Origin of the sequence: Thalassospira sp. CH_XMU1420-2, assembly GCF_037029325.1 — a bacterium.
Lineage (GTDB): Bacteria > Pseudomonadota > Alphaproteobacteria > Rhodospirillales > Thalassospiraceae > Thalassospira > Thalassospira povalilytica.
The window spans coordinates 66,753-89,198 of the sequence record NZ_JAYMEG010000004.1 but is presented as its reverse complement, the minus strand read 5'-3'; the positions used below and the strand labels follow the sequence as shown (position 1 = coordinate 89,198).

The window sequence follows — 22,446 nt, the reverse complement described above, 5'->3', positions numbered from 1 at the left end:
TTGGCCGATACTGAAACACACCAATTGATTGGTTTCTGACCCTAATCCTTACCATTCCAGAAGCCAAGCGGAACACGCTTTTTGACGATTAGCCGCCAGCCGGAGACCACAATGTTCAATCCCAAGCACCCGCCCCAAAGCCTTGATGAAATTCGCAGTCTTCTGGCCGATTTGCCGGCCGTTGACGCAGAGGCACAGGCTGCTGTTGCCAACCGAGAGCCGACCCTGACCAAACCGGCCGGGTCACTTGGCCGTCTCGAAGATTTCAGCCTTTGGCTGGCAGGCTGGCAGGGAACATCACGCCCGCGGATGTCTCGGCCGCGTGTCACTGTCTTTGCCGGCAGTCATGGCGTTGTGGCACAGGGCGTGTCTGCATTTCCGCCAAGCGTAAACCAGCAGATGGTGGAAAACTTCATCAATGGCGGCGCTGCCATCAACCAGATTTGCAAATCGGTCGATGCGGAACTCCGCGTGATGGAAGTCGCACTTGAAATCCCGACCAACGATTTCAGTCAGGAACCGGCGATGGATGATGAGGGCTGTGCAGAAGCCATGGCCTTTGGCATGAGCGCGATTGAAAAGGGCCTTGATCTTTTTGTGCCGGGCGAAATGGGCATCGGCAACACCACCGCCGCAGCGGCAATTGCCCATGCACTTTATGGCGGCAGTCCCGGGGACTGGACCGGGCGGGGAACCGGCATTGATGACGCGACCCTGACACTCAAGACCCGAGTGGTTGGCGATGCCATCATCTTGCATAAAAACCAGATGCATGACGGGCTTGATGTCTTGCGCTGTGTTGGTGGGCGCGAAATTGCCGCCATGGCCGGGGCGATTATTGCCGCGCGCTATTCGCGGGTACCGGTATTGCTTGACGGCTATGTTTCCTGTGCGGCGGCGGCGGTTCTGGCCGCCATGCGGCCAGATGCACTTGATCACTGTCTTGTCGGCCATGTTTCAGCAGAGCCGGGCCATATTCGCCTGCTTGAAAAGCTTGGCAAAAAGGCCTTGATCGATTTTGGCATGCGCCTTGGCGAGGGGTCGGGTGCAGCATTGGCGATCCCGCTGCTGCGCTCGGCTGCTGAATGCCATAACGGTATGGCGACATTTGAAAAAGCCGGCATTGACGGCAAGGAACAGGCTTAAGCGGCCAAATTGCTTTTCATCGAAGCTTTTCAGACAATCATCACAGCTTGGGGCATCATAGCGTCGGGAAGCCCGGCGCTATTTTTTTGTCCGTTCGCTCATCAATTGTTCAACGTGGCGGCCCTGGAACATGGTGATGTTGATCGAATGGCCGAATTTGATCGCACGTTCATCGTCGCAACGGCACAGAATCACACGTGTATCACCTGATTCCGCGACTGCTGCGCGCATGGCTTCGCGATGGGCATCATCCATGCTTTCCATATCCGGATCCCAGATCATCTTGATCATATCAACGCCCAGCTTGTTGCGGTTGATATAGGGCAGGGAAAGATGGCTGATACCGTCAATGCAAATGCGATAGCCTCGGTCACGGCAAAAATCGCGGGCAAAGAAGAAAGCACCCAGATCGGCAAAGATATCAATCTTTTGCAGTTCAAGAACGATGGTGCCACGCTGACCGGCTTTGACATTGCTGTCAAAAGTCAGGAAATCGGGTGACAGCAAGGTCGACACATTAAGATTGATACTGACAGACCCGGTCACGGACGCATCGTTTGACCGGGTCAAAAGCGACAGCATCCGCCGATCAAGAATTTCCGTCAGATGCTGAAACAGCCAGCGGTTCGACAGCACATTGACATCGGGCAGAAGTGTTTCCTGCAAATCTTTGATTGAAATGAACAATTCATGGAAAACCGGTGTCGGGTTGGCATCACCGACCACCGCACAGATCGCCTGGCGGCGCATCAGGTTTGACAAGTCGGCACGGCGCAGCGATTCATCAATCCGGCCCAGAATTTTCGGGGTCAGCGGGGCGCGATCATCCCCGTAATCGGGATGATCGTTATGGCGCTCGGCCGCCTTGCTGACCACCCGGGGGCGGTTGGCATTGGCACGCACCAGCATCTGAGTCAGATGCAGAAAGTCCTTATATTGCTGCCCGACATCGTAAAAATCGGTGAAGCTTGCCGGCGCACCGCTTTCATCCTTGCCGTCACTGATCAGCGGATCATCGTTGAACAGGAATTTCAGACGAAAGATGACGGCATTGACCTCGTCAATCTCGGCCGCATCAAAAATGAAAATCAGGTCCTGATTGGACAGGGTAAAGATACGCCCCGTGACTTCTGGCGCGATTTCTTCAAAGGCAACGATCGCCGTGCGGATATGGTGGTCGCGACGGTTGAATGCCTGCAATTTCGAGAAATGCACATGGATAGCCCCCACACCTTCCTTGCGCCGCTCAAGGCGTCGCACATAGTCGACCAGAAAGGCTTCGGGCGATGGAAGTGAGCTATCAGACATTAATGCAATAACCAGATTATTGTTTTACCGGAACCAACCCCGATACCAAGCCCGTTCCATAATAGAGCCTGTCGATTAACAGGTTATGTATTTATCATTCATACCTATTGAAACCAAACGTGAAAATCGGACAATTTCAGACATCGGGCAAAACAGATAAGTCGTAGCTTTCCGCCATCCAAGCTGCTAGTTTCAGCCCGATTTGACATGTCAGGTAAAAACATCAATCAACACATAGCGATGATGTAAAACCATTCCAGATTCTTGTTTGAACAAGGGACCCTGTTTAAACAGCCTGATCACAATACATGACCTACTGCGGGATTTCAGAGCGCAATGGATATCAAAGCCTTTTTCGATGCCGAGTTTGACGAGCATCTTGATCTGGTAAACAAAACACGCGAAGCCACCCGCGATGCGTTTGTCGAGCTTGTTGAAATTTGCACCGATGCGCTCAATGACGGTAACAAGCTTCTGTTTTTCGGAAATGGCGGATCAGCTGCGGATGCGCAACATATCGCCACCGAATTCACGGTTCGCTACATCCATGACCGTCGTGCACTGCCGGCGATTGCCCTGACCACTGACAGTTCTGCCCTGACTGCGATCGGCAATGATTTCGGGTTTGACTACCTGTTTTCGCGCCAGATCGAAGCCCTTGGCAATCCTGATGATGTTGCAATCGGCATTTCGACATCGGGCAACAGCAAGAACGTCAATCTTGGTCTGGCCAAGGCCAAGGAAATGGGCCTGATTGCAACCGGCTGGACCGGCAAGACCGGTGGCGACATGGTCGATCTTTGCGATCCGCTGATGATTGTGCCCAGCAACACCACCGCCCGGATCCAGGAAATGCACATTCAGCTCGGTCAGATGCTTGTCGGTGCGCTTGAGCATACCCTTGGCCTGACTAAAAAATAATCGGCCCATAGGCTGCAAAAACACAATTCAGAACGACAGAACAAAGATACGAACAAATGACCGATCTCAGCCATCTGGCCCGACAGGTAGAACAACTGACCAACGCCAAGGTCCTGTGCATTGGTGATGTCATGCTTGATCGCTTTGTCTATGGGTCGGTCAATCGTATCTCGCCCGAAGCACCGATCCCGGTCATCCGGGTCGAACGCGAAAGTGCAATGCTTGGCGGGGCGGGCAATGTCGCGCGCAATGCCACCGCCCTTGGGGCATCGGTTCAGTTCCTGACACTTGTCGGAGATGATTTGCCGGGCCGCGAAGTCATGGAATATGTCGCCAATGACAAGGGTGTCGAGCCCTATATCCAGACCGAACGCAACCGGCCGACCACCATCAAAACCCGTTATATCGCAAGCGGCCAGCAATTGTTGCGATCTGACAACGAAACCACATCGGACATCACCCCGACCACCATCAGCAACCTTTCGACCCTTGCAGGCCAACTTGCACCAGATGTGGCGGCAATCATTCTGTCTGATTACGGTAAGGGCGTCTTGCATGCCGATGTGGTTGCCGCGGCGATCAATGCCGCGCGCAAGGCCGGAAAACCGGTCATTGTTGACCCCAAGGGCAGTGATTACAGCATCTATCGCGGGGCAACCGTGGTAACCCCGAACCGCGCCGAAGCACAGGCAGCAACCGGGATTGCCGTCAATAGCGACGAGGAAGCGGTTGCGGCCGCCACCAAGATCATTACCGAATGCGGCATTGATAACGTTCTGCTGACGCGCAGCCAGGATGGCATGACCCTTGTTACCAAAGATGGCGAAGCCATCCACCTGCCGACCGAGGCCCGCGAAGTTTTTGACGTATCGGGGGCCGGTGATACCGTGGTGGCCTGCCTTGCATCCGCGGTTGCGGCGGGATCAAGCCTTGCCGATGCCGCGCGCATTGCCAATGTTGCGGCGGGCATTGTGGTTGGCAAAATCGGTACCGCAATTGTTTATCCCGACGAGCTGGTATCGGCCCTGCATCATCATGATCTGATGATTGGCGAAGCCAAACTGATGCCGCTTGACCGCATGGTGGATCGCGCAGAACGCTGGCGGCGCAAGGGCTATAAAGTCGGCTTTACCAATGGCTGTTTTGATCTTTTGCATCCGGGCCATCTCAGCCTGCTCAAACAGGCGCGGGCAAATTGTGACCGTCTGATTGTTGGCCTGAATTCCGATGCGTCGGTCAAACGGCTTAAAGGCGAAAGCCGCCCGGTCCAGTCCGAAGCCGCCCGCGCAGCCGTTCTCGGATCGCTTGAAACTGTAAGCGGTGTGGTGATTTTCGGTGAAGATACCCCGATCAATCTGATCGAAGCGATCAAACCTGACATCCTTGTCAAAGGGGCCGATTACACCATCGACAAGGTGGTTGGGGCCGATATCGTGCAAAGCTATGGCGGCAAAGTGGTACTGGCCAATCTTGAGGACGGTTTTTCGACCACCTCGACCATTGCACGGATGAATGAAGGCAATAGCTGACGTCCATTCTGATGGCTCAGTCGTCGTCCATATCCGCATCGCCGCCCTTAGCCCACGGCATGACATCAAGATGCGGCCAGATGTTTTTCCATCTGGCAACTTTCGCAGCGTAAACTGACGCGATGGGGAGCACCTTGTTCGGGATGACCCGGCCGTCAAGGGCAGCTTCTACCCCGAACGGCGCATAAAGTCGGTAATCGCCGTCAAGTTCCCTGCGAAGGCCGATCGCCGTAGTTTGATAGGCAAAGCGATCAATGCCGCCGCTTGCCGATTGAACCGCCCCATATTCCAGACCGAACTTTTGGCGATACCAGATCGGTACCCGGGCCTGGTTTCGAAGCTCGATCCGGATCGGGAGATCCGAAAACAGATCAGCGCATCTGGAAATTAAATGATCCTCCGCACCCCAACTTGTGTCGGGATCGAAATAAAAAAGATCATAATCCTCAATCCCGGTTTCAGGCGCCTTTCCGGCTTTGAGGTTCCAGACGGTCTGCGCCAGACACCCCGCCGTAAGCCACCAGTCGGTGAAGCCCAGCAATCCGGTACGGTCAAGGATTTCGGCATTAAAACGGTTTTGAAGCACGGCAGCTAAAAATTCCGGCCCCCTTGGGCACGCATCAATCGCGCAACCAGCACTCATAACCCGATCCAAAGTGCCTTGATCAGAACCGGCCAAGCCGCATTGATCAGACAGGCCCCGATATAAAGCAACAATGCCCGGTCAATATCAGCTGCCCCGGCATCGCGCCGACCAGACCCGATATAGGGATCATCAACGATTTCATCACCATATTGACGTGGCCCGGCAAGAGCCAGATCAAGGGCGCCGGCAAAGGCTGCTTCCTGCCATCCGGCATTGGGGGATTTATGTTTGCGTGCATCACGCCAAAGCGTCTGCCAGGCAGCTTTACCGCTGGTCTTGGCATCAAGCACGGCGGCCAGACAAATCACGCCCCCGGCAATCCGGGCCGGGACAAAATTGGCAACATCATCAAGCCGCGCCGCAAACCGACCAAAATACAAATACCGTTCGTTGCGGTGACCAATCATCGAATCAAGGGTGTTGATCGCCTTATAGGCGCAAATACCAACAGGCCCGGCGACCGCATACCAGAAAAGCGGCGCGACCACCCCGTCCGAGAAATTTTCAGCACAGCTTTCAATTGCAGCCCGGCTGACACCGGCTTCATCAAGCTTGTCCGGGTCACGGCCAACAATCATCGAAACCGCCTTGCGTCCGCCGGCAAGTCCATCGGTTTTAAGGGCTGTCGAGACCGCTTTGACATGTTGATAAAGGCCCTTTTGCGCGATCAGGATCGCCACCAGAAGGATCTCGAACAGCCAGAAAACACCGCCAAAGGCCGACAGAATCTGGATTACACCACCGGCCACCGCTGCAACGAAAATGACCGCCAGGCTGGTGACCATGCCGCGCAGGATCAAGTCCGCATTGCCAAGCCCCTTGCGATTAAGGCGTTTTTCGAACCACGAAATCAGATTGCCAATCCAGACCACCGGATGGGAAATGCGTGAAAACAACCATGGGAAATCGCCAAAGATCGCGTCCAACACCAGCGCCAGCACCAGTATTGTGAAAAGTGGTCCGGAAAAGCCGGAAGCCGGAATAAGAAAATCTGCAAGATCGGGTTCCATCGGCGCAATGTGCGACCTGTACAGCAAACCGTCAATGCCATTGACACGGGCACGGGACAAGGCCCTGTTGCGACACCATCATTTGCCAAGCCTGACCCGATTTGATAGAAGAAATTCATACGATTTTTATTTTTATCATACGATTAATCGTCACAACAGCATGCATCCCCCTAAGACCACACCGCCCCACAAGATATTCGATATCAACGACCCGCCCGCCCACCATAAGTAGTATTTTCGCCTCTGATCCCGCCTTCGATATTTCTTCTGTTACCTGCCGCTTGCATTCCGCAGGCCAATCGGTGAAAACGGGGGTGGCATCGGGTACCGCGATGGCAAAAGTCATCGCGAAAAACACCAAAAGAGAGACAAAGGAGCAGCCTTTTATGTCCCCCAAAGGCGCAGTAATGATTTGCGGTCACGGTTCGCGTGATGAACGCGCGGTTTCACAGTTCAACGCCATGGTTGAAACGATGAAACAGACCCATCTGGCCGACTACGATGTCGAAAGCGGCTTTCTCGAATTTGCGCACCCGATCCTGCGTGACGGCTTTGAAAAGCTCAAAGCCATGGGCCACAAAAAGATCTATGCCCTTCCGGGTATGCTGTTTGCCGCCGGCCACGTCAAAAATGACCTACCGAGCGAAGTAAACAATTTCGCCCATGACAATCCAGATATCGATGTCAAATTCGGTCGTGATCTGGCGATTGATCCCAAACTCCTGATCGCGGCCAAAGACCGTATCGAAGAAGCCCTTGCCGATGCGGATGACAGCGTATCGCGCAAGGAAACCCTTCTGATGGTCGTCGGGCGGGGCACCAATGACCCGGATGCCAATTCAAACGTTTATAAAGTTGCCCGCATGCTTCAGGAAGGCATGGGATTTGGCCGTACCGAAATCAGCTATTCCGGTGTTGCCCATCCGCGCGTCAATGCGGGTCTGCGCGAAGCCATGAAACTGGGCTACAAACGCGTTGTGGTTTTCCCCTATTTCCTGTTTGCGGGTATCCTGATCGACCGTATCTATACCCACACTGACGAAGTCGCAGCCGAGTTCGGCGATGTCGAATTCATCAAGGCCGGTTACCTTAAAGATCACCCGATGGTTCTTGAAAGCTTTGCCGAGCGCCTGGCCGAGATTGACACCGGCGACAACAACATGAACTGCCAGCTGTGCAAATATCGCGAGCAGATCATCGGCTTTGAAGGTGATGTTGGCACCCCGCAGGTCGGCCACCACCACCATGTGATGGGGATCGGCACCGACGGGCACAGCCATGGTCATAGCCACGGCCATCATCACCATCATGGGCACGGGCACCACCACGGCCATAGCCACGATCACGGTCATGACCACGCACACGATCACAGCCATAATCACGACCATGGGCACAACCATTCCCATGATCATGGTGATGCGAACAAATCGACCGGTTCCTGACCGGTCGATCCCCGAGTTCTGAAAGGCGCGGCAATGTTTGACTATCTGCGTGATCCGCAGGAAATATATGCCAAAAGCTTTGCCACGATTGAGGCCGAGGCAGACCTTGCGCGCTTTTCAGAGACCGAGCGTCCTGTTGCCATCCGTATCATCCATGCCTGTGGCATGGTCGAAATGGCGGGTCAGATTACTTTTGGTAGTGATCTGTGTGGAGCCGCCACACAGGCATTACGAACAGGAAAACCCGTCCTTTGTGATGCGGAAATGGTCCGCCATGGCATCATTTCCCGCCTTTTACCCGCAGAAAACCCGGTTTTGTGCACCTTGAATGATGGTGATACCCACGGCCTTGCAGCCCAACTTGGCACCACCCGGTCTGCCGCCGCGGTCGAGGCATGGGCCAATCATATCGAAGGCGCAATAATCGCGATCGGCAATGCGCCCACCGCCCTTTTCCATCTGCTCGAAGCCATTCATAATGGCCGACTGCCCAAGCCCGCCGCAATCATCGGCATGCCGGTCGGATTTGTCGGAGCGGCTGAAAGCAAGGATGCCCTGATCGAACATGCCGGGGATATTCCCTTTGTCACCTTGCGCGGCCGGTTTGGCGGCAGTGCGGTGACCGCCGCCACAGTCAATGCATTGGCACGTCTGGCACGCGATGATGAAACGACACCCGATGGCACCCTTGATCGCAAGAAGGCGGGCCTGTCATGAATGAACAATCCCCGCTTAAAGGGCGCATCACAGTAATCGGCATTGGTGAAGACGGCTATGACGGCCTGTCGCCGATGGCGCGCAAAATCATTGAAAATGCCAGCATCATTTTTGGCGGTACGCGCCATATCGCCATGTTGCCCGGGTCCAACACCGCAACCCAGAACAAATGGATCACACCATTTGAAGCCAACCTGCCGCTGATCGAAGACTGCCTCGATCAGAACCCGGTGGTTCTGGCCAGTGGCGATCCGATGTATTTCGGGGTTGGCAATACGCTGATTAAATATTTCGGACCCGAACCGATATATGCAATCCCGTCCCCATCAAGCATTTCACTGGCCGCATCGCGGCTTGGCTGGCCATTGGCGGAATGCGATGTGATTACCCTGCATGGACGGGATCCCGAGACCCTGCGCGCCCATTTGCGCCCGCATGGCAAACTGATTGCACTAAGTGCCGACGGATCGACCCCGGCACTGGTCGCGGTCATGCTGTGCGAAGCCGGTTTTGATCAAAGCCGCATGTCGATTTGCGAACGCCTTGGCGGCCCCGAAGAACGGATTACCACCCAGACGGCACGTACCTGGCAATCAACCGCCACTTCCATGCCTGATGTCAAATCGGTCGATCCGCTTAACCTGATCATGATTGATCTTGAAGCGGGTCCCAAAGCCAATCCGTTACCCATGGGACCGGGTTTGCCCGATGATGCATTCATTCATGATGGCATGATCACCAAATCGGAAATCCGTGCACAAACGCTTTCTTCTCTTGCGCCGTTTGCCGGGGGCGTTTTGTGGGATCTGGGGGCCGGATGCGGTTCGATTTCCATTGAATGGATGCGATTGCAGGGCAAGGCGGTTGCGATTGAACGTGACGCTGAACGTTGTGCAATGATCAAAAAGAATGCGCTTCGTCTGGGCGTACCGGGACTGGTCATTGAACAAAGCACGATTGAAGATGCAATCGCCTTTGCTGACCGCTTGCCAAGGCCTGACGCCATTTTTATTGGCGGCGGGATCACCGGCAACGGGTTGCTTGAAGCCTGCTGGAAACTGCTTCCTGCACATGGGCGGCTGGTAGCCAATACGGTGACGCTTGAAGGCGAAGAAAAGTTATTACGATTTTATAATGAAAACGGTGGCACGCTGTCGCGCCTGTCGGTATCCCGATTGGTTCCGCGCGGCAATTTCAGGGGTTGGAGCAACCTTGCCCCCGTCACCCATTACCTCGGAGTAAAAGCATGAGCAGTGCGGATCTTCCCGCATCAAACGACCTTCCGGTTGCCGGAACCGCCTATGGGCTTGGCATCGGACCGGGGGAGCCCGATCTGATCACGCTTAAGGCCTATAACATCCTGCAACAGGCCGATGTGATTGCCTATCCGGCCCTGGAAGACGGTGTCAGTCTGGCCCGCCAGATTGTCGATCCGCACATTCCCGAAGGCCGGATTGAAATTGCCATCCGCATCGAAATGGGCAAACCCGCCGACCCGATCTATGACACCGCCGCCATCGAGATTGGCGAATATCTGGCGGCGGGCAAAACCGTAGCCGTGCTGTGCGAAGGCGATCCGTTCTTTTATGGCAGCTTCATGTATCTGTTTGGTCGCCTGGCCGAGGCCGGATATCCGGTCAAAACCGTGCCCGGTGTCAGTTCCATGATGGCCTGTGCCGCCCAGCTTGGCGCGCCGCTTGCCGCCAAGAACGACGTTTTGCAAGTCATCCCCGGTCCGCTTGATGCAGATCGCCTGCGCACCCAGCTTGCCAATACCGATGCGGCTGCCATTATCAAGCTTGGCCGTCATTTCGCCAAGGTGCGTGATGTCATCAACGAGCTTGGCCTGACAGATCGGGCGCGCTACATCGAACGCGCCACCCTTGAAACCCAGAAAATGGTGCCGCTGGCCGATCTTCCAGCTGATGCCAAGGCACCGTATTTTTCCATGATCCTGATCCACCGTCGCGGAGACGCATGGCGATGACCGCCCATAACAGCTCGAACAGCCCGGCATTGCCGACCAACCCGATTGCCCCGATAGCGGTGATTTGCCTGACGCAGCGCGCCCTTCCGACCGCGCGCAAAATCGCCAGCAACCTTCAGGGTGCCAGCGTCCATGGCCTGCGCACCCGCGTATCGGTCAAGGATGTCGATGTTGCCTTTGATGATACCATTGCGCATCTGCAACAAACTTTTTCATCTGATCACGTGATCATCGGCGTCTGTGCCGCCGGCATTCTGATCCGCGCGCTTGCGCCGCTTCTGGCCGGTAAATGGCAAGATGCGGCCGTCATTGCCGTTGACGAAGCCGGTGATACTTTTATCCCGCTTTTGGGCGGGCATCATGGCGGCAACCGCCTTGCCCGTGATCTGGCCGAACGGCTTGGCGGCAATGCTGCAATCACCACGCCGGGTGATGCGATGCTGGGTCTTGCCCTTGATGAACCGCCCGCGGGCTGGAAACTGGGCACGCCCGAAACCGTCAAACCGGCCACCGCCGCCCTTTTGGCTGGCGCGTCGGCACGGATTGAGGTCGAAGCAGGATCAAGCGCCTGGCTGACCAACAGTGCCATTTCCCAATCTGAGGATGGCAGCGTACTGATCACTGCGACCGCCCGCGAGGGCGCCGATGATGATGCAATCAGTGATGGTGCCGAAACCGCCATCACCTATCACCCGCCGGTTCTTGCCCTTGGTGTTGGTTGTGAACGCGGCTGCCCGGTTGATGATCTTTATGATCTTGTCATGGAAACACTGGCCGGTCAGTGCCTGAGCCCGAAGGCCATCGCCTGTGTGAGTTCGATTGATCTCAAGGCAGACGAAGCAGCGGTACATGAACTAGCCCGTCGTCTTGGTGTTCCGGCCCGGTTCTTTGATGCCCAAACCCTTGAGGCCGAAGCACCACGTCTTGTCACGCCATCTGACGTCGTATTTGCCGAAACCGGCTGTCACGGCGTTGCCGAGGGTGCGGCCCTTGCCACCGTCGGCCCGAATGGCAAGCTGATCGTGCCCAAGCACAAAACCAAGAAATCCACCTGTGCCATTGCCCTGTCACAGGATGACATCATCCCCGAGCAGGTTGGAAAGGCACAGGGCAAATTGTCGATTGTCGGCATTGGCCCGGGTCAGATCGGCTGGCGCAGTCCGGAAGCCACCGCCCTGATCGGGCGCGCAACCGATATCGTTGGTTATCAGATGTATCTTGATCTGCTGGGATCGCTGATTGATGGCAAGGATTGCCACCATTCCGACCTTGGTGCCGAAGAAGCCCGTGCGCGCCATGCCCTTGAACTGGCTGCAACCGGCAAGGATGTTGCCCTGATCGGATCGGGGGATGCGGGTATCTATGCGCTTGCCACCCTGGTGTTCGAGTTGCTGGACCGCGAAGATCGCGCCGACTGGAACCGGGTTGCGGTCCAGGTTTCCCCGGGCATTTCCGCCCTTCAGGCTGCGGCATCGCGTATTGGTGCGCCGCTGGGGCATGATTTCTGTGCGATTTCGCTCTCGGATCTTTTGACCCCGCGTGAAGATATCCTGCGCCGTCTTAAGGCCACGGGCGAGGGTGATTTTGTCATTGCCTTCTATAACCCGGTATCCAAACGCCGCCGCGACTTGCTGGCCGTTGCACGTGATATCCTGCTTGAACACCGACCGGCCGATACTCCGGTGGTTCTTGGCCGTCAGCTGGGCCGCCCGGACGAGGAAATCACGGTCGTTCCGCTTTCGAAACTTGAAGTCGACATGGTGGATATGCTGACCACGGTTCTGGTCGGATCAAGCAACAGCCGCCATATCACGCGCGGTGAAAACGAATGGGTTTATACCCCGCGTGGCTATGCCAAAAAGGGTCCGGATGCCGCCAAAGCCCCGGTTCTCAGCACCTCGAAAAACGACAAGGCAGAATAATGACTGTTCATTTTATTGGCGCCGGCCCCGGTGCCCCGGACCTGATCACCGTACGCGGTTTGCGTCTGATTGAAAAATGCCCGGTCTGTCTTTATGCCGGATCGCTGGTGCCCGAAGAAATCGTCACAAGCGCACCAGAAGGCGCACGCGTGATTGATACCGCATCGATGCATCTTGATGAAATCATCGCCGAAATTGAAACCGCCCATGCCAAGGGCCAGGACGTGGCACGTGTGCATTCCGGTGATCCGTCGATTTACGGGGCAATTGCCGAACAGATCCGTCGCCTTGATGATCTTGGCATTCCCTATGACATCACCCCGGGTGTGTCGGCCTATGCCGCGGTCGCGGCTGAAATCGGTGCGGAATTGACCCTGCCCGATATTTCGCAAACCGTGATCCTGACCCGTACAGCCATGCGGTCATCGGCGATGCCTGATGGCGAAAGTCTTGCCGAACTTGGCAAAGCACGGGCCACCCTTGCCGTGCATCTGTCGATTAACAACCTGGCCAATGTGGTGCGTGATCTGACCCCGCATTACGGCGAAGAATGCCCGGTGGTGATTGCCTATCGCGCCACCTGGCCCGATCAGCAATATATCTTTGGCACCCTTGGTGACATCCGCGCCAAGGTCAAAGGAAGCGGCATTACCCGCACGGCACTTATCATGGTCGGTGAAGTGTTCGGACGAAAGGATTTCACCGATTCCCGGCTTTATGCCGCCGACCATACCCATGTGCTGCGCCCGGCCAAGGCATGACACCGACCGGGCGGACGCCAAGTCCGCCCGTTTTTTGACCAAACACCCCAAGCACCGAGTTTATTTTTTCAGCACAACAAATTTTTGCCGAAAAATATGTCATTTCAACCCTGAACATCCTTGACCATGCCACCCCCGGACGCCTTTAATCGAAAGGTAAATAAGGGGAGTATGCATGTTCAACGAGATGACGATGGACGACCAGGTTCGCGAACCTTATCGCGCGCTGGTTGACTGGATGGAAGCAAACGGCCCCGAGGTCCTCGAACAGAAGCGCCTTGAAGCTGAAACGCTGTTTCGCAAAATCGGCATCACCTTTGCCGTCTATGGCGAAGGCGGTGACCCGGAACGGTTAATCCCGTTCGATCTGATCCCGCGCATTTTTACATCAAGCGAATGGCGCAAGCTCGATCGTGGTGTCAAACAGCGCGCCCGGGCACTCAACACGTTTCTCTATGACGTTTACCACAATGCGGAAATCATCAAGGCCGGGATCATTCCCGCTGATCTGGTGTTTAAAAATGACGCCTTTGAACCGGCCGTAATCGGGATCGATCCACCGCGCAAGGTCTATAGCCACATCGTCGGCGTCGATATTGTCCGCACCGGACCCGAAGATTTCTATGTGCTTGAGGATAACTGCCGAACCCCGTCCGGCGTGTCCTACATGCTTGAAAACCGCGAAATCATGATGCGGATGTTCCCGGAGCTTTTCAAAAACCTGCGTATCGAGCCGGTTGAAAGCTATCCGGACATGTTGCTCAAAACGCTGAAAAGCATCGCACCGCCCAAATGCGACCGCGATCCCAATATTGTTGTCCTGACACCGGGCGCAATGAACAGCGCCTATTACGAACATTCCTTCCTAGCCGACCAGATGGGGGTCGAACTGGTTGAAGGACAGGATCTGTTTGTATCGGAAGACCGCGTTTACATGCGCACCACCCGTGGCCCGGCCCGGGTGGATGTGATTTACCGCCGCATTGATGATGCCTATATCGATCCGCTGTGCTTCCGACCGGACTCGGTCCTTGGCGTGCCGGGACTGATGAATGTTTACCGTTCAGGCGGGGTTGCCATTTGCTCGGCACCGGGTGCCGGGGTCGCCGATGACAAGGCGGTTTATACCTATGTGCCCGACATGATCCGCTTCTATCTGGGGCAGGAACCGATCCTTAATAACGTTCCGACCTGGAAATGCGGCAAATCCGATGACCTGAAATATGTGCTTGAGCATCTCGGCGAACTGGTGGTCAAGGAAGTCCACGGTTCGGGCGGATATGGCATGCTGGTTGGCCCCGCATCGACCAAGGCCGAACAGGCCGCCTATGCCGAACGCATCAAGGCCGATCCGGGCGATTTCATCGCCCAGCCGACATTGGCACTTTCGGCCTGCCCGACCTTTGTTGAAAGCGGCATTGCGCCGCGCCATGTCGATTTCCGACCGTTCTGTCTTGTCGGTGATGACATCCGTCTGACGCCCGGCGGGTTGACCCGTGTGGCGTTGCGCGAAGGGTCGCTTGTCGTGAACTCGTCACAGGGTGGCGGGGTCAAGGACACCTGGATCATGAGCGATTAACAAGGGAAAGGGTTGAAAGATGCTTAGCCGTACTGCAGACAACCTTTTCTGGCTGTCGAGATATGTTGAACGGGCCGAAAACATGGCCCGCCTGATGGAGATGGGCTATCGCATGGCGCTGATGCCCGCTGTTGGCGATGGCAACCGGTCCGAATGGGAATCGGTCCTTTCGGCGTCCGGTTGCATGGCGGGATATGATCCCGATGCGCCGTTGCGCCAGGAAGAAGTCGCCAATTACCTGATTTTCAATCGGGATAACCCGTCATCAATCATCAATTGTTTTGAATATGCGCGCGCCAATGCACGCGCCATGCGTACCGCGATTACCGCAGAAATGTGGGAAGCACTGAACAACGCGCTGATGGAACTTCGCCGTCCGTCGATGCACAATCTGGCCAAGAATGAACTGCCGGAATTCATCGACTGGGTCAAAAAGCAGGGCGCGCTGTTTCGCGGGGCCACGGATTCGACCATTTTGCGCAATGACGGCTATGATTTTATCCGTCTGGGCACTTTCATCGAACGCGCCGATAACACCGCCCGCCTTCTGGACGTGAAATATTACGTGCTTCTGCCCGAAACCAGCATGGTCGGCGATGGTGTGGATAACTATCAATGGACGACCGTTTTGCGGGCGGCATCGTCGCTGCGTGCCTTCCACTGGGTTTATCGCGATGATTATTCACCGCACCGGATCGCGCATTTTTTGATCCTTAATCCGTTCAGTCCGCGGTCCCTTGCCCATTGTGCGGAACAGATCACCCAGCATCTGGAACGGCTGGCGCGCCATTATGGCCAACGCCACCCGGTGCACGGGCAAGCGGTCGAGATGTATTCGCTTCTGACCCAAAGCGAAATGGACGAAATCTTTTCGACCGGGCTGCATGAATTCCTCAATGATTTTCAGGCCCGCAATGGTGCGCTGTCCAATGCCATTGCCGACGCCTATTATTTCGGGGGGCAATAAGATGCGCCTGACGGTCGAACACAGAACCAATTACCGCTATGAAATGCCCGCACGTCACGTCGTGCAAAGCCTCAAACTCACCCCGGCGCAGTTTGACGGGCAAAAGATCCTGAACTGGTCAATCACCGCCGAAGGATGTGTGATCGGATCGGAATTCACCGATGGCAATGGCGATGTCATCAGCACGCTTACCGCTGGCGGCCCGGTCGACGCAATCGAGATTGTGGTTCGCGGCGAAGTGGAAACAACCGACACCGCCGGTGTTTTGCGCGGCCACAAGGAACGCGCCTTTCCGGGGGTGTTCCTGCGCACCACACCAATGACCAAATCCAGTGCAGCCATCCACAAACTGGCCGACAAGGTCGCCAAAAAGACCAAGGATGTGCCGCTTCTTGATCGCGCGCATGCCCTGGCCGGGGCGATATCGGATGCCATCGAATATGCACCGGGCTCAACCCATGTGCATACAACCGCCGCCGATGCATTGGCCGACGGCAAGGGGGTTTGTCAGGACCACGCCCATGTTCTGATTTCGGCTGCCCGGCATCTGGGCATTCCTGCACGTTATGTGTCGGGATATCTGTTTGCCGATCAGGATGGCAACCCGCACGAGGCATCCCACGCCTGGGCGGAATTGTATCTTCCTGACTTCGGATGGGTCGGTTTTGACCCGGCAAACCGGTGCTGCCCGACCGATTATTATATTCGTCTCGGGGCTGGACTTGATGGCCAGGTGGCAACACCTATACGGGGTGTACATACTGGTGGCGCGAACGAAAATTTGGATGTAACAGTCATCATCGCGCAATCACAACAATAGCCGGGCCAAAACGAAAATGACCTATTGTGTCGGTTTGATGCTGAACGAAGGGATGGTTTTCCTTTCCGATACGCGGACCAATGCGGGGCTTGATAACATTTCGCGCTATCGCAAGATGTTCACCTGGGAAGTGCCCGGTGATCGCGCCATTGTTGCCTTGTCAGCCGGGAACCTTGCCATCACACAAGCGGTGATGAGCACCCTTTTTGAGGCCATCGATGACCCGAATACCGAACCGGGAAACTGCATCCTGAGTGCGCCCAGCATGTTCCGCGTTGCCGAACTGTTTGGCGAAGCAATGCAAAAGGTTCAGAACAAATACCACGACACGCTTGAGCAGCATCACGAAAGCAGTGCCGCATCCATCATGGTCGGCGGGCAGCGCAAAGGCGGGGAACAGCGCCTGTTTCTGGTCTATGCGGCGGGCAACTTCATCGAAGCCACCACCGATACGCCCTATTTGCAGATCGGCGAACATAAATACGGCAAGCCGATCCTTGATCGGGTGATTACCCCGGAAACCCCGATTCAAGACGGGGTCAAGGCCGTGTTGCTGTCGATGGATTCGACGTTACGATCCAACCTGTCAGTCGGCATGCCGCTTGATCTCGCCGTCCTGCCCGATGACACCTGTGCATTTTCCGAACTGCGTCGGATCGAAGCCGATGATCAGGGATTTCGTGCACTTTCCGATGCATGGTCGAACGCGCTGCGCGATGCCTTTGCCGATATGCCAGACGAGCATTGCGACCTGGCGGCCGAATAGTCGGTCCGCATATACCGCCAAACCCGAAGCCGGGCCGGCGATTATGACCCGGCTTTTTCGCGACCGGGTTTGCCGTGTTTGCGGTTTGGATTGTTTGGCCCGGCCACGAACTTTCCAGTGACAAATCCCGCCGGTCAAATTATCTATAAAATCATGACCCAAAAGACCGACACCACCGTTACCGGGCGGATCACCCGCGCCTTGGCCGATCGCATCATTGCCGGTGAAATTGCACCGGGCACAAAGTTGCGACAGGATCACTTTGCCGAGGAATTTGGTGCAAGCCACGTCCCCGTGCGCGAAGCATTCCGCAGGCTTGAGGCACAGGGTCTTGTTGTCAGTGAACCCAGGCGCGGTGTCCGGGTCGCAAGTTTTGATATTGCCGAGGTCCGCGAAGTCGCGGAAATGCGGGCATCACTTGAAGTTCTGGCCTTGCGCCATGCCGCTCCGAACCTGACCAGTGCGATCCTGGATACCGCCGAAGACATCAACCGGGCCGGTGAAAACGCCAGGGATGTCCGCGAATGGGAAGACGCCAACAAGGCTTTCCATCGCATCATTCTTGCGCCGTGCAACATGCCGCGCCTGATGGCCAGCATCGATGATCTTCATGCCGCCAGTGCGCGATTCCTGTTTTCGGGCTTCCGGATGGAATGGGAAGCCCCGACCGATCAGGATCACCGCGCCATCTTGCGGGCCCTGCGTGAACATCAATTTGATGTTGCTGCCGCGACCCTTGCCCGGCACGTGAAATGGATCGGCACCAAGCCCGGCAAAAACAGCCGGAAATTGTCGGCGATCTGATCAAAAATCCAAAATTTCTGGTCTGATGATTGGCAATCGGGTGCTGCTGCGCCCCGATATCGCCTTTGCGCGTCTATAATTCCAATTTTTATAGATAATTTTTACATAATAATTACAGATATTTAAACGAAGATTGTCCGAATTCTTGTCCAAATCCTGCGATTTGATGATTTTTGGATTGATTTTGACCCCGGATGACGTCGTAATTAATAGATCAGATTCAATTTTATAGATAATTATAAAACAACCGCCGAAGGAACCCGTCATCATGGTCCATCCTGTTACCCCCGACAGCCCTGCTGCGATCGACAATCCGGTTTTCAAAGCCGTCAAAAACAGCGTTGCGGTTTTGGCCGGTGTGGCCCTGATCACGGCAAGCGCCAAGACCACGGTTCCGTTCTGGCCAGTCCCGATGACGCTGCAAACCATGGCGATCATGGCAATCGCCCTTGCCACGGGCCCCCGCATCGCAGTTGCCACCATGCTGACCTATCTTGCCGCCGGGGCCGTGGGGCTTCCGGTTTTTGCAGGGACACCCGAACGCGGCATCGGCATTGCCTATATGATGGGGCCGACGGGTGGATATCTGGCCGGTTACCTTGTTGCGGCCGGGTTGGTCGGGGCATTGGCGCGCGGCCGCGTGGCATTTGGGCGCTTTGTTGTCATGATGGCGGGCATGGTGCCGGTTTACCTGCTGGGACTGGCGGGGCTTTCGGCCTTTGTTCCATCAGAAAAGGTTCTGGCACTTGGTTTTACCCCGTTCATTCTGGGTGACACGATCAAGATCGCGCTGGTTGCACTGAGTTTTGCGGCGATAAACCGCCTGAAAAACCGCAATGTGGCAGGCTGATCCGATGACGGTCGCGCAATCCGATATGCCCCAACCCGATATGGTTTCGCCCGCCACGGGCACCATTCGTCATGACTGGACCGTCGAGGAGATCGAGGCGATCTATCGCAGTCCGCTTCTGGATCTGGTCGGGCAGGCCAATGCCGTGCACCGCGCCCATCACGATCCGTCACATGTGCAAAAGGCCAGCCTGCTTTCAATCAAGACCGGTGGTTGCCCCGAAGATTGCGCCTATTGCCCGCAATCGGCCCACCATCGCGAGGTCAAACTGGGCAAGGAACAGCTTCTTGATCCGGCATCGGTCATTGACATGGCCAAGCGCGCCAAGGCTGCCGGGGCTGATCGGTTCTGCATGGGGGCGGCGTGGCGGCGTGTGCGCGACGGGGCGGCATTTGACGCGGTTCTTGAAATGGTGCGCGGAGTTGATGCACTGGGACTGGAGGCCTGCGTTACCCTTGGCATGCTTGAACCCCATCACGCCAAGCAACTGAAGGACGCCGGACTGACGGCCTATAACCATAATCTTGATACCAGCCCGGAATTTTACGGAAAAATCATCACCACCCGGACCTATCAGGATCGGCTTGATACGCTTTCTGCGGTTCGGTCGCACGGCATTGATCTGTGCTGTGGCGGGATCATTGGCATGGGTGAAACCATCCGCGATCGGGCATCGATGCTTGCGGTCCTAGCCGGATTTGATCCCCATCCGGAAAGCGTGCCGATCAATGCGCTGGTGCCGGTGGCCGGAACGCCGCTTGCCGGGCGTGATCCGATTGATCCGCTGGAGCTGGTGCGCATGGTGGCAACGGCCCGCATTACCATGCCGACATCAATGGTGCGGCTGTCGGCCGGACGCACGGAACTGAACCGCGAAGCCCAGATCATGTGTCTAATGGCCGGGGCCAATTCGGTGTTTTACGGCGAGAAGCTTCTGACCACGCCAAACCCGGAAGAAAACAGCGACAGCGCATTGTTTGCCGCCCTTGGCCCCATCGCAGCCTGAGCGACAAAACACACGTTCAACCCCCGAATCCGTGCCGCCCGCACGGGTTCAGAGCGTGCCAAGCGCACGCTTCCAACTGGCGAAGCTCTCTATCTGCGGGAGCTTCGCCATTTCTGTTTGCGGAATGCTGACTTAGAAATGGTTTAGTTGGCCTGCGCAGTTTCTTGCGGCTGATAGATAAAGCCATGCGCGGGATAGACACTGCCAAATGTGCCAAGCGTATTCATCATGCGGACTTCCGACCAGTCATTGTTGGGCGAAACATCGACCACCGGCTGACGGTAATGGACCTTGCCGCGGGTGCGCGAATCACTGCCCCAGTTGGCGTGATTGACCAGAATCTTGCGGTTATCAAGAATTGCCGAAACCACCGCAACATGGCCAAGCTTCAAACGCGACGTCTTGCGCAGGGCCAGAACAGCACCGACTTGCGGGCGATTGCCACGCTGGAAATTCTGTTTGCCGGCCTGTGCCCACCATGTCCATGCATCACCATAAATCTCGATCCCGGAAACTTCGCGGGCATAGGGTACGCATTGCAGGAATTTGTTGGTCGGCGCAAAAGAATTAAGCCGCGAGCTTGGCACATCGACGCTGGCAAGCACTTTGACCGTATCGCTTGGCATGGGGCCGGTTGACTGGGTTGCGGAATTGCCCGTGCTGAAACACGCGGAAAGCACCAAACATAGACCTACAATCCCCAGAAACCGCATCTGAAATTTTCCCCAAATGACTCGCGTTCGCCCACCATAGGGGGCCATGCCTTAAGAATCCTTTACTGCACTGCATCCGAAGATGGCGCAGACCGGCGACCAGATGCACCAATCCGGTAAAGCCGCCACAGTCCAGCACAAGCCGCACACAGGATCAGAATGCCCGAACCGCGCGCGGTATACTGGATATTTCCGGCTTCGGATATGGCACCAAGCATGGTCCCTCCTAGCGCCATACCACCAAAACTCGTCGCACTCCAGAAGCTCATCACACGGCCGCGCAATTTATTATCGACCGTAAGCTGCAAGGCGGTTTGCGAACCCACACCGACCGCCGTCAACCCGAACCCGGTCAGCGCAATCAACCCCACCGCAAGCTCGTACCAGGGCGACCATCCAAGTCCGAACATGCCAATCGCGGCCGCAAAGGCCCCGACAATGGTAATGCGTTGAAAATCAGCAGCATTTGATTTGACCCGCGACAACATAAAGGTCGATGCCACCGCCCCGATCCCGCCCGCCGAGGCCATCATGCCAAGTCCGGTCACCCCGCGTTCATAGACTGCTTCGGCGAAAACCGGCATTAGTTCGATCATGCCCGTACCAACCAGTGACACAAAGCATGATAGCGCCAACACCGAACGGATCATCGGGTGATGGATCGCATAACTGGCGCCATCAACAAGGGCGGCCAGGATTCGCCGGCTTTTGGCATCGGGGGCGCGGTCCTGATGAATGGTCACAACCGAAATGACAAACACCATCGGCAAATAGCTGATGGCATTCAGCATAAAGGCCGTCCCCGTCCCCCAGGTCGCAATCACCACCCCGCCAACCGCCGGACCGACAAGACGCGAAATATTGAAATTCATCGCGGCATAGGCCACCGCACGGCTCATGAATTCACGCGGGACAATCACCGGCACCAGCGACAAGCGGATCGGGGTCATTGCACTGCCCAATATCCCCATCGACGCCGCAAGCATGATCATCCAGGGCAAAGTCATCATCCCGGCATAGGACAAACCCATCAGAACAAAAGACACAGTGGCCTGCCCAAGATTGAGCAACATCGCCGTCCGGCGCAAATCAACCCGGTCGGCCATGACCCCGAAAATCGGCCCCAGAAAAAAGGCCGGCGCAAAATTCAGTGCGGCAATCAAACCGGTCCAGAATGCCGATCCCGTTAACGACCAGGCCAGCCAGGACATGGCGATTTTCTGAATCCACAGGCCTTGTGTCGTGATGCATTGTCCAACCAGAAACAGGATGAAATTGCGATCCGAAAAGATCGAGCGCGCCTTTTCCTGCGATGGTGCGGGATTTTCGGACCGTTTCGGTGTTTGCGGATCTGGGGCGGTTGTCGACACGGGAGCTCCGGCGATGAGTCAGAGAGTCAGAACAGGAATCCGGCCATCGGCCTGTCGGGAACTACAGGATGGAACGGCAGAAAGCCGCGATGGCAGACATTGGCAAGCGCGTGGCCAGACGAAAGTCATCAAGGCCACGATTGTCGCGACAGAGTTACGCGCAGCACATTAATTCTTCGCAA

The 22,446-nt window shown here is 56.0% G+C and carries 22 protein-coding genes; 16 read left to right on the top strand and 6 right to left on the bottom strand.

Features of this window, described 5'->3' with window-relative positions; genetic code table 11:
* Positions 1-111 precede the first annotated feature (111 nt).
* Positions 112-1,146, top strand: coding sequence for a nicotinate-nucleotide--dimethylbenzimidazole phosphoribosyltransferase (cobT, locus tag WA429_RS14180; RefSeq protein ID WP_287464648.1), 1,035 nt, complete (start codon positions 112-114; stop codon positions 1,144-1,146).
* 78 nt (positions 1,147-1,224) lie between these two features.
* Here cobT and WA429_RS14175 read toward each other — a convergent pair whose 3' ends face one another.
* Positions 1,225-2,454: a hypothetical protein gene (locus WA429_RS14175; protein WP_101246801.1), complete on the bottom strand. Its 1,230-nt coding sequence runs from the start codon at positions 2,452-2,454 to the stop codon at positions 1,225-1,227.
* 336 nt (positions 2,455-2,790) lie between these two features.
* Here WA429_RS14175 and WA429_RS14170 point away from each other — a divergent pair, with 336 nt between their 5' ends.
* Together WA429_RS14170 and rfaE1 are read left to right on the top strand one after the other, a co-directional pair.
* Positions 2,791-3,375: a D-sedoheptulose 7-phosphate isomerase gene (locus tag WA429_RS14170; protein WP_101246800.1), complete on the top strand. Its 585-nt coding sequence runs from the start codon at positions 2,791-2,793 to the stop codon at positions 3,373-3,375.
* A gap of 56 nt (positions 3,376-3,431) precedes the next feature.
* Positions 3,432-4,904 (top strand): D-glycero-beta-D-manno-heptose-7-phosphate kinase, encoded by a 1,473-nt coding sequence (gene rfaE1, locus WA429_RS14165; RefSeq protein ID WP_114112191.1) that lies wholly within the window; start codon positions 3,432-3,434, stop codon positions 4,902-4,904.
* Positions 4,905-4,920: 16 nt separating this feature from the next.
* On the opposite strand, the gene WA429_RS14160 is transcribed toward rfaE1, so the two are convergent.
* The 3 genes from WA429_RS14160 to WA429_RS14150 are packed head-to-tail and all read right to left on the bottom strand — an operon-like array spanning position 4,921 to position 6,906.
* Complete coding sequence (locus WA429_RS14160) at positions 4,921-5,490, bottom strand: nucleotidyltransferase family protein (protein ID WP_287464647.1); 570 nt, start codon at positions 5,488-5,490, stop codon at positions 4,921-4,923.
* A 53-nt stretch (positions 5,491-5,543) separates the two neighbouring features.
* Positions 5,544-6,620, bottom strand: a complete 1,077-nt coding sequence (gene cbiB, locus WA429_RS14155) for an adenosylcobinamide-phosphate synthase CbiB (protein ID WP_287464646.1) — start codon at positions 6,618-6,620, stop codon at positions 5,544-5,546.
* Between the two features lie 55 nt (positions 6,621-6,675).
* Complete coding sequence (locus WA429_RS14150) at positions 6,676-6,906, bottom strand: hypothetical protein (RefSeq protein WP_287464645.1); 231 nt, start codon at positions 6,904-6,906, stop codon at positions 6,676-6,678.
* A 40-nt stretch (positions 6,907-6,946) separates the two neighbouring features.
* Here WA429_RS14150 and WA429_RS14145 point away from each other — a divergent pair, with 40 nt between their 5' ends.
* The 13 genes from WA429_RS14145 (at position 6,947) to bioB (ending at position 20,181) form a co-directional block, all read left to right on the top strand.
* Complete coding sequence (locus tag WA429_RS14145) at positions 6,947-8,002, top strand: sirohydrochlorin chelatase (protein ID WP_287464644.1); 1,056 nt, start codon at positions 6,947-6,949, stop codon at positions 8,000-8,002.
* Positions 8,003-8,035: 33 nt separating this feature from the next.
* On the top strand, positions 8,036-8,719 hold the full coding sequence (locus WA429_RS14140; RefSeq protein ID WP_287464642.1) for a precorrin-8X methylmutase: 684 nt from the start codon (positions 8,036-8,038) through the stop codon (positions 8,717-8,719).
* The gene (cbiE, locus tag WA429_RS14135; protein ID WP_287464641.1) at positions 8,716-9,969 is read left to right on the top strand and encodes a precorrin-6y C5,15-methyltransferase (decarboxylating) subunit CbiE; all 1,254 of its coding nucleotides are present in this window, start codon (positions 8,716-8,718) and stop codon (positions 9,967-9,969) included. Before WA429_RS14140 ends, cbiE begins: the two co-directional genes overlap by 4 nt.
* The gene (cobI, locus tag WA429_RS14130) at positions 9,966-10,706 is read left to right on the top strand and encodes a precorrin-2 C(20)-methyltransferase (RefSeq protein WP_287464639.1); all 741 of its coding nucleotides are present in this window, start codon (positions 9,966-9,968) and stop codon (positions 10,704-10,706) included. Before cbiE ends, cobI begins: the two co-directional genes overlap by 4 nt.
* Positions 10,703-12,628 (top strand): precorrin-3B C(17)-methyltransferase, encoded by a 1,926-nt coding sequence (cobJ, locus tag WA429_RS14125; RefSeq protein WP_336107516.1) that lies wholly within the window; start codon positions 10,703-10,705, stop codon positions 12,626-12,628. The genes cobI and cobJ overlap by 4 nt, the downstream gene beginning before the upstream one ends.
* Positions 12,628-13,389, top strand: a complete 762-nt coding sequence (gene cobM, locus WA429_RS14120; protein WP_101246792.1) for a precorrin-4 C(11)-methyltransferase — start codon at positions 12,628-12,630, stop codon at positions 13,387-13,389. The genes cobJ and cobM overlap by 1 nt, the downstream gene beginning before the upstream one ends.
* Before the next feature lie 175 nt (positions 13,390-13,564).
* Entirely contained in the window at positions 13,565-14,968 is a 1,404-nt protein-coding gene (locus WA429_RS14115) for a circularly permuted type 2 ATP-grasp protein (RefSeq protein WP_101246791.1), read from the top strand.
* A 19-nt stretch (positions 14,969-14,987) separates the two neighbouring features.
* Positions 14,988-15,935: an alpha-E domain-containing protein gene (locus tag WA429_RS14110; protein ID WP_101246790.1), complete on the top strand. Its 948-nt coding sequence runs from the start codon at positions 14,988-14,990 to the stop codon at positions 15,933-15,935.
* Position 15,936: 1 nt separating this feature from the next.
* Entirely contained in the window at positions 15,937-16,755 is an 819-nt protein-coding gene (locus WA429_RS14105) for a transglutaminase family protein (protein WP_287464636.1), read from the top strand.
* Between the two features lie 16 nt (positions 16,756-16,771).
* On the top strand, positions 16,772-17,521 hold the full coding sequence (locus tag WA429_RS14100) for a proteasome-type protease (RefSeq protein WP_114112182.1): 750 nt from the start codon (positions 16,772-16,774) through the stop codon (positions 17,519-17,521).
* Between the two features lie 153 nt (positions 17,522-17,674).
* Positions 17,675-18,325 (top strand): GntR family transcriptional regulator, encoded by a 651-nt coding sequence (locus tag WA429_RS14095; protein ID WP_114112376.1) that lies wholly within the window; start codon positions 17,675-17,677, stop codon positions 18,323-18,325.
* A gap of 268 nt (positions 18,326-18,593) precedes the next feature.
* Positions 18,594-19,175, top strand: a complete 582-nt coding sequence (locus WA429_RS14090; protein ID WP_287464634.1) for a biotin transporter BioY — start codon at positions 18,594-18,596, stop codon at positions 19,173-19,175.
* On the top strand, positions 19,162-20,181 hold the full coding sequence (gene bioB / locus WA429_RS14085) for a biotin synthase BioB (protein ID WP_443082686.1): 1,020 nt from the start codon (positions 19,162-19,164) through the stop codon (positions 20,179-20,181). Before WA429_RS14090 ends, bioB begins: the two co-directional genes overlap by 14 nt.
* A gap of 143 nt (positions 20,182-20,324) precedes the next feature.
* On the opposite strand, the gene WA429_RS14080 is transcribed toward bioB, so the two are convergent.
* Together WA429_RS14080 and WA429_RS14075 are read right to left on the bottom strand one after the other, a co-directional pair.
* A complete protein-coding gene (locus WA429_RS14080; RefSeq protein ID WP_233433073.1) occupies positions 20,325-20,807 on the bottom strand; it encodes a CHAP domain-containing protein in 483 nt (160 codons plus the stop codon).
* 149 nt (positions 20,808-20,956) lie between these two features.
* Positions 20,957-22,264 (bottom strand): MFS transporter, encoded by a 1,308-nt coding sequence (locus tag WA429_RS14075; RefSeq protein WP_287464633.1) that lies wholly within the window; start codon positions 22,262-22,264, stop codon positions 20,957-20,959.
* Positions 22,265-22,446 lie beyond the last annotated feature (182 nt).